At 60.6% G+C, this 15,129-nt stretch carries 12 protein-coding genes and 1 tRNA gene; 6 read left to right on the forward strand and 7 right to left on the reverse strand.

Annotated elements, in window-relative coordinates:
* Positions 1-92 precede the first annotated feature (92 nt).
* The 3 genes from Q5H31_RS02170 to Q5H31_RS02180 all read right to left on the reverse strand — a co-directional run bounded on the left by Q5H31_RS02170 (position 93) and on the right by Q5H31_RS02180 (position 3,033).
* Positions 93-1,127, reverse strand: a complete 1,035-nt coding sequence (locus Q5H31_RS02170) for a universal stress protein (protein ID WP_003808231.1) — start codon at positions 1,125-1,127, stop codon at positions 93-95.
* 161 nt (positions 1,128-1,288) lie between these two features.
* Positions 1,289-2,038: a C40 family peptidase gene (locus Q5H31_RS02175; RefSeq protein WP_021913668.1), complete on the reverse strand. Its 750-nt coding sequence runs from the start codon at positions 2,036-2,038 to the stop codon at positions 1,289-1,291.
* A gap of 62 nt (positions 2,039-2,100) precedes the next feature.
* Positions 2,101-3,033: a CHAP domain-containing protein gene (locus Q5H31_RS02180; RefSeq protein WP_003808226.1), complete on the reverse strand. Its 933-nt coding sequence runs from the start codon at positions 3,031-3,033 to the stop codon at positions 2,101-2,103.
* A gap of 206 nt (positions 3,034-3,239) precedes the next feature.
* On the opposite strand from Q5H31_RS02180, the gene serC reads away from it, so the two are divergent.
* The gene (gene serC / locus Q5H31_RS02185) at positions 3,240-4,382 is read left to right on the forward strand and encodes a phosphoserine transaminase (protein ID WP_085407555.1); all 1,143 of its coding nucleotides are present in this window, start codon (positions 3,240-3,242) and stop codon (positions 4,380-4,382) included.
* A gap of 26 nt (positions 4,383-4,408) precedes the next feature.
* On the forward strand, positions 4,409-4,663 hold the full coding sequence (locus Q5H31_RS02190) for a DUF2530 domain-containing protein (RefSeq protein ID WP_003808222.1): 255 nt from the start codon (positions 4,409-4,411) through the stop codon (positions 4,661-4,663).
* Between the two features lie 119 nt (positions 4,664-4,782).
* Here the strand turns inward: Q5H31_RS02190 and Q5H31_RS02195 are convergent, their stop codons facing one another.
* On the reverse strand, positions 4,783-6,042 hold the full coding sequence (locus tag Q5H31_RS02195; RefSeq protein WP_117779560.1) for a cell wall metabolism sensor histidine kinase WalK: 1,260 nt from the start codon (positions 6,040-6,042) through the stop codon (positions 4,783-4,785).
* A 112-nt stretch (positions 6,043-6,154) separates the two neighbouring features.
* On the opposite strand from Q5H31_RS02195, the gene phoU reads away from it, so the two are divergent.
* Both phoU and Q5H31_RS02205 read left to right on the forward strand, forming a co-directional pair.
* Positions 6,155-6,835 carry a phosphate signaling complex protein PhoU gene (gene phoU / locus Q5H31_RS02200; protein WP_041777250.1) on the forward strand — a complete coding sequence of 227 codons (681 nt, stop codon included), beginning with the start codon at positions 6,155-6,157 and terminating at the stop codon, positions 6,833-6,835.
* A 321-nt stretch (positions 6,836-7,156) separates the two neighbouring features.
* Positions 7,157-9,037 (forward strand): oleate hydratase, encoded by a 1,881-nt coding sequence (locus Q5H31_RS02205; RefSeq protein ID WP_302457439.1) that lies wholly within the window; start codon positions 7,157-7,159, stop codon positions 9,035-9,037.
* A gap of 226 nt (positions 9,038-9,263) precedes the next feature.
* On the opposite strand, the gene Q5H31_RS02210 is transcribed toward Q5H31_RS02205, so the two are convergent.
* From Q5H31_RS02210 to lysS, 3 genes are all read right to left on the reverse strand, one after another.
* Positions 9,264-10,004 carry a phosphoglyceromutase gene (locus Q5H31_RS02210; RefSeq protein WP_003808215.1) on the reverse strand — a complete coding sequence of 247 codons (741 nt, stop codon included), beginning with the start codon at positions 10,002-10,004 and terminating at the stop codon, positions 9,264-9,266.
* A 152-nt stretch (positions 10,005-10,156) separates the two neighbouring features.
* Positions 10,157-11,398, reverse strand: coding sequence for a 1,4-dihydroxy-2-naphthoate octaprenyltransferase (gene menA / locus Q5H31_RS02215; RefSeq protein WP_227561780.1), 1,242 nt, complete (start codon positions 11,396-11,398; stop codon positions 10,157-10,159).
* A 207-nt stretch (positions 11,399-11,605) separates the two neighbouring features.
* On the reverse strand, positions 11,606-13,285 hold the full coding sequence (gene lysS / locus Q5H31_RS02220) for a lysine--tRNA ligase (protein WP_055309015.1): 1,680 nt from the start codon (positions 13,283-13,285) through the stop codon (positions 11,606-11,608).
* A 95-nt stretch (positions 13,286-13,380) separates the two neighbouring features.
* Between lysS and Q5H31_RS02225 the strand changes: the two genes are divergently transcribed.
* Positions 13,381-13,454, forward strand: a tRNA-Pro gene (locus Q5H31_RS02225).
* A 161-nt stretch (positions 13,455-13,615) separates the two neighbouring features.
* On the forward strand, positions 13,616-14,770 hold the full coding sequence (locus Q5H31_RS02230) for an MFS transporter (protein WP_302457440.1): 1,155 nt from the start codon (positions 13,616-13,618) through the stop codon (positions 14,768-14,770).
* The last annotated feature ends 359 nt before the right edge of the window (positions 14,771-15,129 follow it).

Below are 15,129 nucleotides of genomic sequence, written 5' to 3' on the forward strand. Positions count from 1 at the left end.
CACATAGTTAGAGGGTGGCTGCGATTCGTTGGAATCGCAGCCACCCTCTTCTATGCGGTTTTTATATCGATTTCAGTCGATTTGCCGTACCGTCACTGACGGTCCGGATCGATCTTCGTTTCGATGGCTTCGACCACTTCCGGCTTGGCCTTGTCGACCGGCACTTCCTCGACGCCCTTGATGTCGTCGATCGCCTTCGGCGTGACGTCGGCAGGCGAGCTCGGCACGGTGTCGAGACGGGTCTCCGCGGCTTCCACATACTTGCGCGGCACCACGTAGACCGGTCCGACCGCATGCTGCAGCAGACCCTGGCTGGTGGAGCCAAGCAGCAGACCGGTGAAGCCGCCACGACCACGGGAGCCGACCACGACGACGTCATGATCGTAGCTGGCCTTGGTCAGTGCGCCGGCTGCGGGGCCGGGCACGATCTGCTTGTTGATCTTGAGGTTCGGGTACGCCTCTTCAAGCGGCTTGATGCGCACATCCAGATCCTCCTGGAAGGACGCCATGACGCCTTCATCCTCGGAGCCCTTCATGTTCGGCACGGCGGAGATGACGTCCAGCTCGGCACCCCACGAATCGGCGAACGCGGCCGCGATCTCCAACGCCTTCAGACCCCACTTGGATTCGTCGGAGCCGACTGCCACCTTGGTGATGGTGTTGTTCAAGTGCATCAGGTTGCCTTCGTCGTCGGTGTACGGCACCACGACGATCGGGCAGTACGCGTATGCCGGCAGGCTGGAGCTGGTGGTGCCGAGCAGTCGTTCGGCCAGACCACCCTTGCCACGGTTGCCAATGACGATGAGGTTGTAGTTGCGCGACAGTTCGACGAACACGGATGCGGGATCTCCGGTGACGATCAACGTCGATGCCTCGACGCCCTGCTCGTCGGCGATGGCCTTGGCCTTCGACAGAATCTCCTGCGCATCGTTGTGCGCGGCATTGTCATCGCCCATGGCCGTATACGTGGCATCGAACGACACTGCCGCATAGCTTGGCAGCGAATATGCGCAGACGATCTGCAGGGTCAGTCCCGCATGCTTCGCGTAATTTGCTGCCCACCATGTCGCCTTGTAGCTGGCGTGGGATCCATCGACACCTACGAGGATTGCCTTGTCATTGATCATGAGCGACCTCCCTTGAATCAGGTTGCGGCAACGCGACTATGCGTTGCACCTGACTTCCACCATACCGCGCGACATGCGGTTTTCAAGTAACGACGCGGAAAATAACAAAGCAAAAGGGCGTATTCCTCACGGAAATACGCCCTTAGCTCAATGTCAAAGCTTCAGAAGATTCGACGAATGCTGTAGCTGCTGGGGAACACCCATGCGATGGGATCGTAGCGGGTGCCGTTCAGCTGGGAGTTGATGACCATGCCGTTGCCGACATAGATCGCGGCATGCTGCGCATTGGCGATGATGTCTCCCGGCTGCGCGTCGGCGAGGCTGCCAACCGCGCGACCCACAGTCGCCTGAGCACCGGAGTAATGCGGCAGGGAAACGCCCATCTGGCCGTAGACATACTGCACGAAACCGGAGCAATCCCAACCGGACGGGGTATTGCCGCCGGACACATACGGAACCTTGCCGACGAACTGGTTCGCGAACGTCAGCAGGCTGGACACGCTGGCCCCATCAGGTGGCGTCACGGTGAAGGAACCGCTGCTGCTGAGGTCGCTTCGAGCGGCGGAACGAGAAGCGGCTTGGGCCTGTGCTTGAGCCTGGGCCTGCTGCTGACGCTGCTGTTCCGCTGCCGCTGCGGCGGCTTCGACGTCTTTTTCGGCTTGAGATTTGGTTTGGGGAACGTTCAGGCTTTCCACACCGCCCCAGTCGGAATCGGATTCGACCTGGGTGGACGATGCCTCCGCGAGGATGTTCTTCTTCACGGCGTTGGTCTTCGGGAACGAACGGGTAGCAACGACAGCATCTTGCGTGGCGCCATCATTGGCTGCCAGCGCGGCAGGTGCCACCCCGGCGAAAGTAAGAGCGGCCGCGGCGAGCGCAGCAATCACGGAACAATGCTTAATATGCTTCATCGAATCCTTAGCTTACAGCATCCCTCTTACAAGAAAAGGGGCACGGTCGTCGGTAGGGAAACTCAGTAGTGAATATACTGGAAATCGCCCACGTTCGTGAGCGTGCGGGAATACGTGCCGCCATTGAGGGAGGCGCCGGATTCAGAGGTCACGATCGAGCCGTCGTCGTTGATTTTCTCAACGATGGCGACGTGGCCGTAATACGAGTCGGAACCTTCCTGGCCTGCGGCGAACACGATGATGTCGCCGACATGGCGCGGCGTGTTATCAACCCAATAGCCCAAGGCGCGGGCCGAATCGGCCCACTGGCAGCCGTTGCCCATGTGGGAGCCTGCAGGCAGACCGAGCTGATGGCGGCGCACATACACCCACCACGTGCACTGGCTGAACTCGTAGGCGTTGCCGACGTCTCCGGTGGCATGGTTCGGATTGAAGTTAGCCGGTAAGGCGCTGCTGTCTTGGTCCATCAGGACGGCGACGTTCGGATTGTCGGCGATGGACTTGGACATCAGGCTGGCGTCCATGGAGGCGCTGGTGTCTCCCAGCTGCCAACCGCCGTTGTTGCTGGTGGAAGCCAGTTCCTTAAGGGCGGTACGCCCTTCGGAACGGGATGCCGCTCCATCGGACACACGTTTGATCTGGGACGTTTCGGTACCGTCGTCCGCAAGCACCAGTCGGGATGCGTTCTGCTGGCTGAACGCCAACGCGGTCGCCGCGGTGCCGACAAGCGCCGCCAACGAAGCGGAGGTCACCAACGCGGATTTGCGGGAAGCGGCTTTGGCGGCCTCACGCATGGCACGGCGGCTCATTGGAGCCACTTCATTCAGTTTATCCACGACTTCCGGAGCGAGTCCGACTACGGCGCCGCCTTCCGCCAGCTGTGCCATTCGCACGGCCTTAGCGGTATGGGAGCCCCGGTTCGCCGTGAACAACGCCTTGGATAGGCTGAATTGCGCGTGCGAAACCTTGGCAGCTTTATGCGCCGCATGCCTCATATATCAATCACTCCTTGCGGATTGCGAAACCGTCGCAGCTTATGACCGCGCACGGTTACAGAACCGTCACAAGGGTAAGGGTACACCGACATAGGGATTATCATCAAGACCCCGTCCTTGCGCAAATAATTCGCCACGGGTGGAGGAACGTCCGGAAAACGGCCATATCAACGCGCAATCCGACCTTCTGACTACCCTTGGATGACATGACGAACACTGTGAACATTCCTACCAACATGCTTCCGGAGGATGGACGTTTCGGCTCGGGGCCGAGCAAAATCCGTCCGGAGCAGGTCCAGGCGCTCGACGCGGGCGCGCGCAATCTTCTGGGCACCTCGCACCGCCAGACCCCGGTCAAGCAGGTGGTCGGCTCCATCCGCGAAGGCCTGTCGAATTTCTTCCAGATTCCCGACGGCTATGAGGTCGTGCTGGGCAACGGCGGCGCCAGCGCGTTCTGGGACATCGCCTGCGCGTCGCTTATCACCCGCAAGGCGGCGTTCGGCACGTACGGCTCCTTCAGCGCGAAATTCGCCAAGTCCGCGCAATCCGCGCCGTTCCTTGAGGATCCGGAGATCTTCGCGGGCAAACCGGGCACGTATCGCCTGCCGGAGCTCACCGAATATGTGGACGCTTACTGCTGGGCGCACAACGAAACGTCCACTGGCGTGGCGGCCCCGGTCAAGCGTGTCGAAGGTTCCAAGGAGCAGGGCGCGCTGACTCTGATCGATGCCACGAGCGGCGCCGGCGCGCTGAACGTGGATATCAGCCAGACCGACGCCTACTACTTCTCCCCGCAGAAGGCGTTCGGCTCCGACGGCGGCCTGTGGATCGCCGTGCTTTCCCCGGCTGCGATCGACCGCGCCTACGGCATCGCTAAAAGCGTCAGCCTGCCGGGCGCGCGACGCTGGATTCCTCCGTTCCTGTCCCTGACCTCCGCCATCGAGAACTCCCGTAAGGACCAGACGCTGAACACGCCCGCCGTGGCCACGCTGGTCATGTTGGAGAACCAGGTGCGCTGGCTTAACGACAATGGCGGCCTCGCCTGGGCCACGGCGCGTTGCGCACGTTCCGCGTCACTGCTGTACCAGTGGGCGGAGAGGTCCGATTACGCGCAGCCGTTCGTTTCCGACGAAAACGCACGTTCCAACGCCGTGGTCACCATCGACCTTGACGAGAGCATCAACGCTTCCCAAGTGGTCGCCACGTTGCGCGAGAACGGCATTGTGGACACCAACGGCTACCGCAAGCTCGGCCGCAACCAGCTGCGCATCGGCGTGTTTCCGTCCGTGGAGCCGAGCGACGTCGAGGCGCTTACGAAGTGCGTCGATTACGTGGTCGAGCACCTGTGACGCGCGCACCGAGGTAAGGTAACGGTATGAAATTTGCTCCGATTATCGACCCAAGCGTGCGCAAACCCTCCCCCAAACCGGTGCGCGTCGACCTGCGGAAGGTGTTCACGTTCGGCACCGCATTATGGGCCATCGCCTTGGTGATCTGCATGATTCTGCTGGCCTTCGGCATCAATGTCGAACGATTGCAGACCATGTGCGCCGCCGGCACGGTGATCGGCGTGCTCATGCTGGTTTGGGAGCATTTCGACCGGTGGGACTACCGCCGTCTTGGCGAATAACCCGACCGGCGGTTCAGCCAATCGCGAAATAACCGGTAACAACATTGGGCCGCTTCCGCACCAACCTGCGGAAGCGGCCCTTGCCGTATATGGCGTGTCCCAACGCTCTGTAATCGCCGCTAATTTCTGGCGACCGGCAGCTCCAACGTAAACGTGCTGCCCTGTCCCGGAGCGCTCCACACCGAAGCGGAGCCATGGTGGGTCAACGCCACATGCTTGACGATGGCAAGGCCCAAACCGATGCCTTCCTCGGAATGCCCATTCTGGTTGCCGCCACGGTAGAACCGTTCGAAAATACGGCTTTGCTCCTTCTGTGCAATGCCGCAACCACGGTCAAGCACGCTGAGCAGCACTTTGGTGCCATCCTCGTTCGGCTTGACGGATACGGTTATGCCCTTGCCGTCCGGTGAATAGGCGATGGCGTTTTCGAGCAGCTTTGCGACCGCGGCCTGAATCTGCTCGCCTTCCCCGTTGATGTCCAGCGATTCGTCGCCATCGATTTCAATGTCGATGCCGCGCCGTTGCGCCATGTCGCGATGCGCGCCGACGACGGTTTTCACCTGTTCCATGACGTTGATACGGTTGCTCGCCGTCGGCAGAATCGGTTCCTGCGCCTTGATAAGCAGCAGCAGGCCGGACACCATATGTTCCATGCGAGCGCAGGATTGGCGCAGTTTTACGGTGTTCCCCTCAATCGCGGCCTTATTGTCCGAGTCATGTTCCAACGCGTCCGCAAGCTCCTCCAGCGACTGCGTCGGCTTGAGGAGCTGCTCCGAAACGTTGGTGATGAAGGAATCACGGATCTGGGAGAAACGGACGGTTTCGCTCACGTCGGAAACCAGCACCACCACAAAGCGTTCGTTGAGCCTGCCTACGATCACCTTCAGCCAGTTCGGGCGGGACACCGTGGTCACCGGCTTGTCCGGCGATTGGCCGATCAACGCCTGTTTGGCAACCTCCCGCATGGTTGGCTTCCCTGCTTTCGGAGCCTTCTTCGGCTCATGCAACGTGGTCGTGGTCAGGCTGAACTGCTTCTTGCCGCCGTGGGCACGGACCTCGTGCACCGCGCTTGCCACGGTGTCATCGGCGATGGCGTCGTCCCGCACCACGCCAAGGGCGTAGGCGTCCGGATGCGCGCGTATCACCTCGTCATGCTCGTCGACCACGATGGAGGCCAGCGGCAGTATGGACAGCAACGTGTTCGTCGCGTCGTCCAAAGTATCATCATTGTTGCGATCGTCACCATGGCGATGTGTCAGATTGCGCCACCACGTGCCTACGGATTCAAACATGTCTTCATTCTCGCACACCCTGACGTTCCCCGATGAATGGTCGTGGCGCGATTTTCGTGAACGCAGGGTGAACGTGCCGGTGAACATTGGCGGAACAACACGTCCGTCACGTGCGAATCCGCCACTTCCCTAATACACTTGGGAGAGGTTATATCCGAACCCGATATTGACATACGTGAAGCATTTGAAAGGCAAGCATATGCGCGTTATCTTCAATGAAGAGCTCAAGGCAGTCGCCGATGACCTCGACCGCATGGCGCAAGACGTTCGCAAGGCAATCAATGGTGCCGGCGACGCGTTGCTGAACCAGAATCTTGAAGCCGCCCAGGCCGTCATCGACGGCGACATCGAAATCGATGCCCTCGAATCCAGCGTCATCGACCAGTGCGTGAAGCTGCTGGCCAAGCAGAACCCGGTGGCCACCGATCTGCGCGTGGTCGTCTCCACCCTGCGTCTGGCCGCGACGTTCGAGCGCATGGGCGATCTGGCCCGTCACATCGCCGAAGCGGCCCGCCGCACCTATCCTGCTTCCCCGCTGCCGGCCGATGCCCAGCCGCTGTTCGCCGAAATGCAGGCGTTCCTTGATAATGTGGCCGACCAGGTGGTTTCCATGCTTACCGACCGCGACACCAAGACCGCCGAGCAGATCATTCTCAACGACGACAAGCTCGACGCTCTGCACAAGAAGACCTTCGAACTGGCCCAGTCCGAGGATTGGAAGGGCACCAACCAGCAGCTCATCGACGTGGTCCTGATCGGCCGCTTCATGGAGCGTCTCGGCGATCACGCCGTTTCCGCGGCCCGCCGCGTGATGTTCATCGTCTCCGGTTTCGACCCGTCCAAGGAGCCGACCCGCGACGAAGGCACCGACATCGACTGAGGGTTCCTCACCTCTTCTTGCATTTTCCTTGACGAGATGGGTGGTTTCCGTTTGGAAGCCACCCATCTCGCTTATATGTGGCAGATGACCTCGGCCAAAAACATCATAAGGGGGTAAAAATCCCGCCCCCGAACATCCTTTTCCAAAAGAAATCTGCCACATATAGGCAAAATCACTTTCGCATGCAGGCGCAATCCGCCACCTATAAGCGAAATTCCTCCGATAGTCGTAAAAACTAGACATCGCGTCCAGTTCATGCCCGTATACTTGTGTCCCACGACGCGGCACAATAGTGCCCAGCGGCATCCAAAGGAGGAAGTCATGTACTATTCCAACGGCAATTACGAAGCATTCGCCCGGCCAAAGAAGCCCGAGGGGATCGATAGCAAGAACGCCTACATCATCGGCACGGGTCTTGCAGCGCTGTCCGCCGCCTGCTATCTGGTGCGTGACGCGCAGATGCCCGGCGACCACATCCACGTATTCGAGAAGGACCCGGTTCCGGGCGGTGCCTGCGATGGCGCGAACATTCCTGGCGTCGGCTATGTGATGCGTGGCGGACGCGAGATGGACAACCATTTCGAGGTGATGTGGGATCTGTTCCGTTCCATTCCGTCCATCGAGACGGATGGAGTGTCCGTATTGGACGAATACTACTGGCTTAACAAGGAGGATCCGAACTATTCGCTATGCCGCTCCACTAAGGCGCGTGGCGTGGACGGCGGCACGAACGGCAAGTTCGCGCTGTCCGACAAGGCGTCGATGGAGATCATGAAGCTGTTCTTCACACCGAACGAGGAACTATACGGCAAGAAGATCTCCGACTTCTTCGACGATGAGGTGTTCGATACGAACTTCTGGATGTACTGGCGCACCATGTTCGCCTTCGAGAACTGGCATAGCGCGTTGGAGATGAAGCTGTACATCCGCCGCTACATCCACCATATCGGCGGACTGCCGGACTTCAGCGCGTTGCGGTTCACCCGCTACAACCAGTACGAGTCGATGATTCTGCCGATGATCAAGTATCTGGAAGGCTTCGGCGTGCAGTTCCACTACAACGTGAAGGTGGAGAACGTCGATTTCGCGATTGGCGGCGGCATGGGTCCCGTACGCCAGCGCACCGGCACCGGGCAGGATACGATTTTGAGGAAGCAGGCCGAATACGGCGCGTATCCGCGCAATCCGTTCAGCTCGCCGACCAAGAAGTTGGCCACGCGCATCGATCTGACCAAGGCGGATGGCACGACCCGCAGCATCGATTTGGGCGAGAACGATCTGGTGTTCATCACCAATGGCGGCTGCGTGGAGAACTCCTCGATGGGTTCGCAGACCGAGCCGGCCGCGTGGGATCCGGAGATCAAGCCCGGCGGCGGTTGGGATATGTGGCGTCGCATCGCGGCGCAGGATCCGAGCTTCGGACATCCGGACGTGTTCTGCTCCGACCCGGAGCATTCGAAGTGGATGAGCGCCACCGTCACCACGTTGGACGACGAGATTCCGCCGTACATCCAGAAGATCTGCAAGCGCGACCCGTTCTCCGGACGTGTGGTGACCGGCGGCATCGTCACCGTTGAGGATTCCAATTGGCTGATGAGCTGGACGCTGAATCGCCAGCAGCAGTTCCGAGACCAGCCGAAGGACCAGCTGTGCGTATGGGTGTATGGTCTGTTCCCCGACAAGCCCGGCAACTATGTGAAGAAGCCGATGCAGGATTGCACCGGCGAGGAGATCTGCGAGGAATGGCTGTACCACATGGGCGTGCCGACCGACAAGATCGCCGACTTGGCGAAGAACCACGCCAACACGGTTCCGGTGATGATGCCGTACATCGATGCGTTCTTCATGCCGCGTTCCGCCGGCGACCGCCCCGATGTGGTGCCGGATGGCGCGGTGAATTTCGCGTTCCTCGGCCAATTCGCGGAGACGCCGCGCGACACGATTTTCACCACCGAATATTCGATGCGCACCGGCATGGAGGCCGTGTACACGCTGTGCGACGTGGACCGCGGCGTGCCGGAGGTGTGGGGTTCGGTCTACGACGTGCGCAACCTGCTCAACGCCACGGTGATGCTGCGAGACGGCAAACCGATCACCGATATGAAGCTCAACCCCATCGAAAGGGGCGTGTTGAAACAGATCGTGAAGAAGCTGGATTCCACTGATATTCCGACATTACTCAAGGAATACGGCGTGATCTGACGTTCTTGCGATTCCGTTTTGTCCGCCTTGCCTGCACCGCACGGCACCCGCCGAGCCGCGCAGGCAAGGCGACATCAGCAAAACGCAGATACAACGTGAAAAAGACTTACCGACAAAGGCGCCGGCAATAACGAAAGGTGGGAACCTACGGTATGCAGGTTCCCACCTTTTCGTATGTGTTTCGTGCGATCAGCCGCGACTATTCACGCACCCAATCGCAACAAACTCACTTCTGGCCCTGAGCGGCGACGGCGGCAGCGCCGGCAGCGGCGGCTTCCGGATCCAGGTACTCGCCACGCGGCTTGATCGGCTTGAAGTTCTCGTCCAGCTCGTACAGCAGCGGCATTGCGGTCGGGATGTTGACCTTGGCGATCTCCTCTTCGGAGAGGTTGTCGAGCATCTTCACGATGGCGCGCAGGGAGTTGCCGTGAGCGGCGATCAGAACGGTCTTGCCAGCCTTCAGCTCCGGCTCGATGTCGGACTTGAAGTACGGCTCAACGCGCTTGACCACGTCGGCCAGGCATTCGGCTTCCGGAACCGGATCGCCGGTGTAGCGCGGATCGTTGTTCTGCGCGTACTCGTCGTTCGGATCGATCTCCGGCGGCGGAGTGGCGTAGGAACGGCGCCACAGCATGAACTTCTCGTCACCGTACTCCTGACGGATCTCGGTCTTGTTCTTGCCCTGCAGGGCGCCGTAGTGACGCTCGTTCAGACGCCAGCTGCGCTTGACCGGAATCCACAGGCGATCGGCCTCGTCCAGCGCGACGTTGGCGGTGTTGATGGCGCGACGCAGCATCGAGGTGAAGACGATGTCAGGCAGGACGTTCTTCTCCTTGAGCAGGCGGCCGCCGTTCTTGGCTTCCTCGACACCCTGCTCGGTCAGCGGGACGTCGACCCAGCCGGTGAACTGATTGGTTTTATTCCATGCGCTCTGTCCGTGACGGAGCAGTACTAGTTTGTAAGTCATACCTGCCAGTCTACCGCCTAGCACGCCCAACACAACCGTCGATGACGATTATTTGGTTACGTTCATGCAACAATTTTCATTCTGTTGTATGCCGTTTGCATCACCAAGCAATCGCCAACGCTCAATGACGAAATCGTAAATGCATGATGCAGCTACACCATGAAACCGACCTGACAGGCATTGAGCACAAACGCGCCGGCTGCGACCAACGAGGTCACCGAGCACAATGGCAACGCCCGACGCCACTGGTCATGCCGGACGGCTGCGACGGCACGAGTAGCAATCGCCACACACCCTGCGATGAATACGAACGCCGCAAGGCTCATCCAATCGGCGTTTCCCCACGACCAGTCATCGCATATGCCATATTCCGTGCATGAACGTTCGCGATCCACCTCCGCGGGCAGAACTATGAGCAGATCCAGCAGTCCGGCATACACCGATAATGGCATGGCAAAAACCACCGTCAGCCCAGCAGCCCATCCCAGCGCACGCATGCACCAGCATTTGCCCTTCCCACTGCCAATGCGCACCATCAGCGTACGCTTGCCGTGCGCGGCGTCATCTTCGAGATCGCGCAGGTTATTCACCATCATGACGCTGACGGACAGCAGGCCGCAAATCACCGAACCGGCCACTCCTGTCACGGTGATCGACCCGCTTAGCGCATACTGTGTGCCGAGGGCTGGAACCAACCCGAAGAATACGAATGCCGCAAGTTCGCCCAGACCCCGATATCCGTAAGGATGCCGACCGTTGGTATATCCCCAGCCCGCCAACAGACAGGTTGCGCCAAGCGCGATCAGCCACCAGCGACCAGTTATGACGACAGCGACCAGTCCGGCGGAACAGGCGGCTAAAGCGGCGACCGCGGCAGCCAGCAACACGCGACTGGGGTCAATTCCGGAAGCGACCAACCGCCGAGGTCCCGCGGCGTCACTGCCTCGTCGGGCGTCCGTGCCGCGTACGCCATCGGCATAATCGTTGAGATAATTCACAGCAATCTGCAGACCGACCGCCACCACGGCGCACAACATCGCAACGACCGCAAACCACGGCCGAGAAAACGCACAATGCCCCAGCACATCACCGGCATCACGCTCTTCCAGCAATCCTCCCGGAAAAGCCGGGCACGACCGCAGGCCACCCAAAGCATCCCACCGCCAACTGGCGGCAACGCCGACCAGAACCGGGGCAAGACCCAGCGGCAGCGTTTGAGGGCGAGCGCCACGAATCCAAGTCGATATTTGCATGGACACCATTCTATATGCGGCCCAGTTTTCCTGACATCCCCATTGTTGAGCGAGCCATATGGATTCAAATTTACCATCGTCATTCTTAATCGGCGGCTGCTCAGACTGCGGAGGCCGCTCATCATGATTTTTGATGCGCACGCGGACCCGCCGCCAGCCAAAAACAGAAGGGACTGACGGCCGAGTAGGTCGTCAGTCCCTTTAGTCCGTATCAAATTTATTGCGAACTGTGCTTCGCCTTAATTCAGTGGCTTCAACCGAAAAGGAAGGTTACGGCGGGAGAACAGCCCACCGGGCTGTTCTCTTGATCCGCCTTCACGTGAAGCCGATATGAATTAACGCTTCGCGTTAATTCAGCGGCTTCACCAGTGGGAAGGTGATGGTTTCGCGGATGGTGGCACCGGTCAGCGCGATGAGCAGTCGGTCGATGCCCATGCCCATGCCGCCTGCCGGAGGCATGCCGACGCCGAGGGCCTCCAGGAAGTCCTCATCGATGTCGCAGGCCTCCTCGTCGCCGGCGAGCGCGTCCTTGGCCTGGGCCACGAAGCGTTCGCGCTGCACGACCGGATCGTTGAGCTCGGAGTAGCCGGTGGCCAGTTCGAAGCCGCGCACGTACAGATCCCACTTCTCGACCACGCCGGCCTTGGAACGGTGGCCCTTGACCAGCGGGGAGGTCTCGACCGGGAAGTCGCGCACGAAGGTCGGCTCGTACAGCTTGTCCTCGTAGAAGTGCTCCCACAGGTGTTCGACGAGCTTGCCGTGGTTCTCCACGTCGTCGCGTTCCACGCCGAGCTTGTCGGCGATCTCGCCCAGGTGCTCCACGGAGGTGCCGGGGTTGTCCGGACCGCCGTTCGGCACGATTTCCTCGCCCAGGGCCTCGGAAAGGGAGTCGTACATGCTGATGGTCTTCCATTCGCCGCCGAAGTCGTATTCGGTGCCGTCCAGCAGCGTCACCTTGTGGCTGCCGAACACGTCCATGGCGGTGTCCTGCACGAGCTGCTTGACGAGCGCGCCGATGGTGTCGTAGTTGCCGTAGGCCTGGTAGGCCTCGACCATGGTGAATTCCGGGGCGTGGGTGGCGTCGACGCCCTCGTTGCGGAAGTCGCGGTTGATTTCGAACACGCGGTCGATGCCGCCGACGAGGCAACGCTTGAGGAACAGTTCCGGCGCGATGCGCAGGTACAGGTCCAAGTCGAAGGCGTTCATATGCGTGGTGAACGGACGGGCCGCGGCGCCGCCGTGCACGGTCTGCAGCATCGGGGTCTCGACCTCGAGGAAGTCATGGTCGGCGAAGGTCTTGCGCAGGGAGGCGACGGCCTTGGAACGGTTGCGCACCATGTTGCGGATCTTCTCGTCCGCGATCATGCCGATGTACGGCTTGCGGGTACGGGTGTCCTCGTTCAGGTCCTTGTGCAGCGCCGGCAGCGGCTGCAGCGCCTTGGCGGCGATTGCCCATTCGGTGGCGAACACGGACAGTTCGCCGGTTTTGGAGGCGATCACTCGGCCCTTGATGAACAGGTGGTCGCCCAAGTCGACCAGCTGCTTGAACTGCTTCAGGGAGTCGGCGCCGATCTCCTTCTTGGAGATCATGCCCTGGATCTTGGTGCCATCGCCGGCGGACAGCTGCACGAAGCATAGGCCGCCCGCGTTGCGCAGGAACAGCACACGGCCGGCGATGCCGACCACGTCCTCGGTCTCGTCGCCCGCTTCGAGCTTGCCGTCATATTTGGCGCGGACCTCTTCGATGGTGGCGGTGACGTCAAGGGTCACCGGGTACGGCTGGATACCTTCCTTAAGCATCATGGCGCGCTTGGCCACACGCATCTGCACCTGCTCCGGGTGGGCCAGCGGGCCGAATTCCTTATTGGACGGGTCCACGGCCTCGTCCAGCGCGGCGCCGCCGTTGATCTTGGCGCGAATCGCAGCATCCTGCTGCAGCAGCATTTCGGCGCGTTCCACCGTGGTCATGGTGGGAACTGCGGCCTCTTCTTCGTTCTGATTCTCTTGGGATTCGTTGGTCTCAGTCATAAGCCCCAAGTGTACCGAGAAGCCACTACACAACACGCGACACGCCGACCTTGCATACAGCGCCCAATCGTGTAATATATCCAACTGTTGCCAAACGGGCTGTAGCGCAGCTTGGTAGCGCGCTTCGTTCGGGACGAAGAGGCCGCGGGTTCAAATCCCGCCAGCCCGACAACTAAGGCGGAACTTCGGTTCCGCCTTTTTCTTTGCCTTTCCATCAAACCGACGCTTGGCACCGTCTCACCGTCGGTTTCGCGGGAATCGCAATATCGAACCGACGCTTGGCACCATCCAAGTGCTGGTTCGGCGGACAATCCAAAATAAGGAATCCCCATGAAGAGAAGCATTCTGGCGCTGGCCTCCGGCGCCTTCATCCTCGGCGCCGCCGAATTCGTGATGATGGGCATCCTGCCCCAGACGGCCACCGCCATGCATGTCAGCATTCCCGCGGCCGGCCATTACATCTCCGCATACGCCATCGGCGTGTGTGTCGGCACACTGATCCTGGTGTTCGGCCGCAAGGTGCCGCCGAAGCATCTCATCATCCTGTTCACGGCCATCGCGTTGGTCGGCAACACGCTCAGCGCCGTCTCCTTCTGCTCGCCGATGCTGCTGGTGGCGCGTTTCATTTCCGGCCTGCCGCATGGCGCGTTCTTCGGCACGGCCACGCTGATCGCCAAAACGCTTGCCGACAAGGGCAAGGAGGCGCAATCCGTGTCCATGATGGTGATGGGCCAGACGGTGGCCAACATGCTGGGCGTGCCCGCGGGAACGTTGCTCGCCGAGGCGATGTCCTGGCGGCTGGCGTTTGCGATTCTGGCCGCCTGGGCGCTTATGACGATCGTCGTGGTGATTTCGTGGGTGCCGTCCATCGATCCGATCAAGGACGCCGGCATCAAGGGGCAGTTCCGCTTCCTCATCCATCCCGGCCCGTGGCTGATTCTGCTGGCCGTGTTCTTCGGCAATTCGGGCATCTTCTGCTGGTGGAGCTACGTGTCGCCGTGGTTGCAGAAAACCGGCGGATGGTCGGCGACGATGGTGCCGATGCTGATGGTGCTCGCCGGCCTCGGCATGGTGGTCGGCGGCATCGTGGGCGGCAGGCTGACCGACCTGTGGAAGGCGGGCGCGACCGCGGCGCTATCGCACGGCATCGCCTTGTGCGGACTGTTGCTGGTCTTCCTGTTGCCCGGCAATCATGCGACCACCGCGTTGCTGACGTTCATCATCGGTTTCGCGCTGTTCTTCAATTCATCGCCACAGCAACTGCTGATGGTGCAGGCGGGCGAAGGCGGCGGCGAGCTGATTGCCGGTGCCGCCGTACAAATCGCCTTCAATTTCGGCAATGCGATCGGTTCCATCGTCGGCGGAGCGGCACTGACCGCGACGGCGATGAATTACCATTTCACCGGCATCGCAGGCGCGCCGATCAGCCTGCTCGCCGTCATCCTGCTGGTGCTCTACACCCGTCGCTACGAAGCCCGCGCCTAGCCCCATCCCAACCTTCCCATCCTTCTCCCCCAAATCCCATCTCAGCGTCGATCCCATCGCCCCCAATCCGCCAAACCGACGCTGAGGAGGGCCTAAGCGTCGGTTTGGCGGAAATCGCAATATCAAACCGACGGCTGGAGGACGCTCAGCGTCGGTTTGGCGGAAAGGTGCGGCGAAACCGACGGGTTTCCACATATCCACAGGTGGATTGTGGAGGGGATTATTGCGATTTTCCCCTGATTTCGTATTGTTTTACGGCACGGGAGCATTGACTCGCGGCGCAGGAATTGCAATCGTTCCGCGGATTCCCCATGATTCCGTGTTTTCCGCGCCACGTACGCCGAATACGACTAGAGTGG

Origin of the sequence: uncultured Bifidobacterium sp. (genome assembly GCF_959020155.1) — a bacterium.
Taxonomy (GTDB): Bacteria; Actinomycetota; Actinomycetes; order Actinomycetales; family Bifidobacteriaceae; genus Bifidobacterium.

Excerpts from the sequence above, each read along its gene's own strand:
- Q5H31_RS02175 (WP_021913668.1), bottom strand. The coding sequence starts at position 2,038 with ATGAAGCATATTAAGCATTGTTCCGTGATTGCTGCGCTCGCCGCGGCC.
- Q5H31_RS02205 (WP_302457439.1), top strand. The coding sequence starts at position 7,157 with ATGTACTATTCCAACGGCAATTACGAAGCATTCGCCCGGCCAAAGAAG.
- Q5H31_RS02180 (WP_003808226.1), bottom strand. The coding sequence starts at position 3,033 with ATGAGGCATGCGGCGCATAAAGCTGCCAAGGTTTCGCACGCGCAATTC.
- Q5H31_RS02170 (WP_003808231.1), bottom strand. The coding sequence starts at position 1,127 with ATGATCAATGACAAGGCAATCCTCGTAGGTGTCGATGGATCCCACGCC.
- Q5H31_RS02190 (WP_003808222.1), top strand. The coding sequence starts at position 4,409 with ATGAAATTTGCTCCGATTATCGACCCAAGCGTGCGCAAACCCTCCCCC.
- Q5H31_RS02195 (WP_117779560.1), bottom strand. The coding sequence starts at position 6,042 with ATGTTCACCGGCACGTTCACCCTGCGTTCACGAAAATCGCGCCACGAC.
- phoU (WP_041777250.1), top strand. The coding sequence starts at position 6,155 with ATGCGCGTTATCTTCAATGAAGAGCTCAAGGCAGTCGCCGATGACCTC.
- Q5H31_RS02210 (WP_003808215.1), bottom strand. The coding sequence starts at position 10,004 with ATGACTTACAAACTAGTACTGCTCCGTCACGGACAGAGCGCATGGAAT.
- lysS (WP_055309015.1), bottom strand. The coding sequence starts at position 13,285 with ATGACTGAGACCAACGAATCCCAAGAGAATCAGAACGAAGAAGAGGCC.
- serC (WP_085407555.1), top strand. The coding sequence starts at position 3,240 with ATGACGAACACTGTGAACATTCCTACCAACATGCTTCCGGAGGATGGA.
- Q5H31_RS02230 (WP_302457440.1), top strand. The coding sequence starts at position 13,616 with ATGAAGAGAAGCATTCTGGCGCTGGCCTCCGGCGCCTTCATCCTCGGC.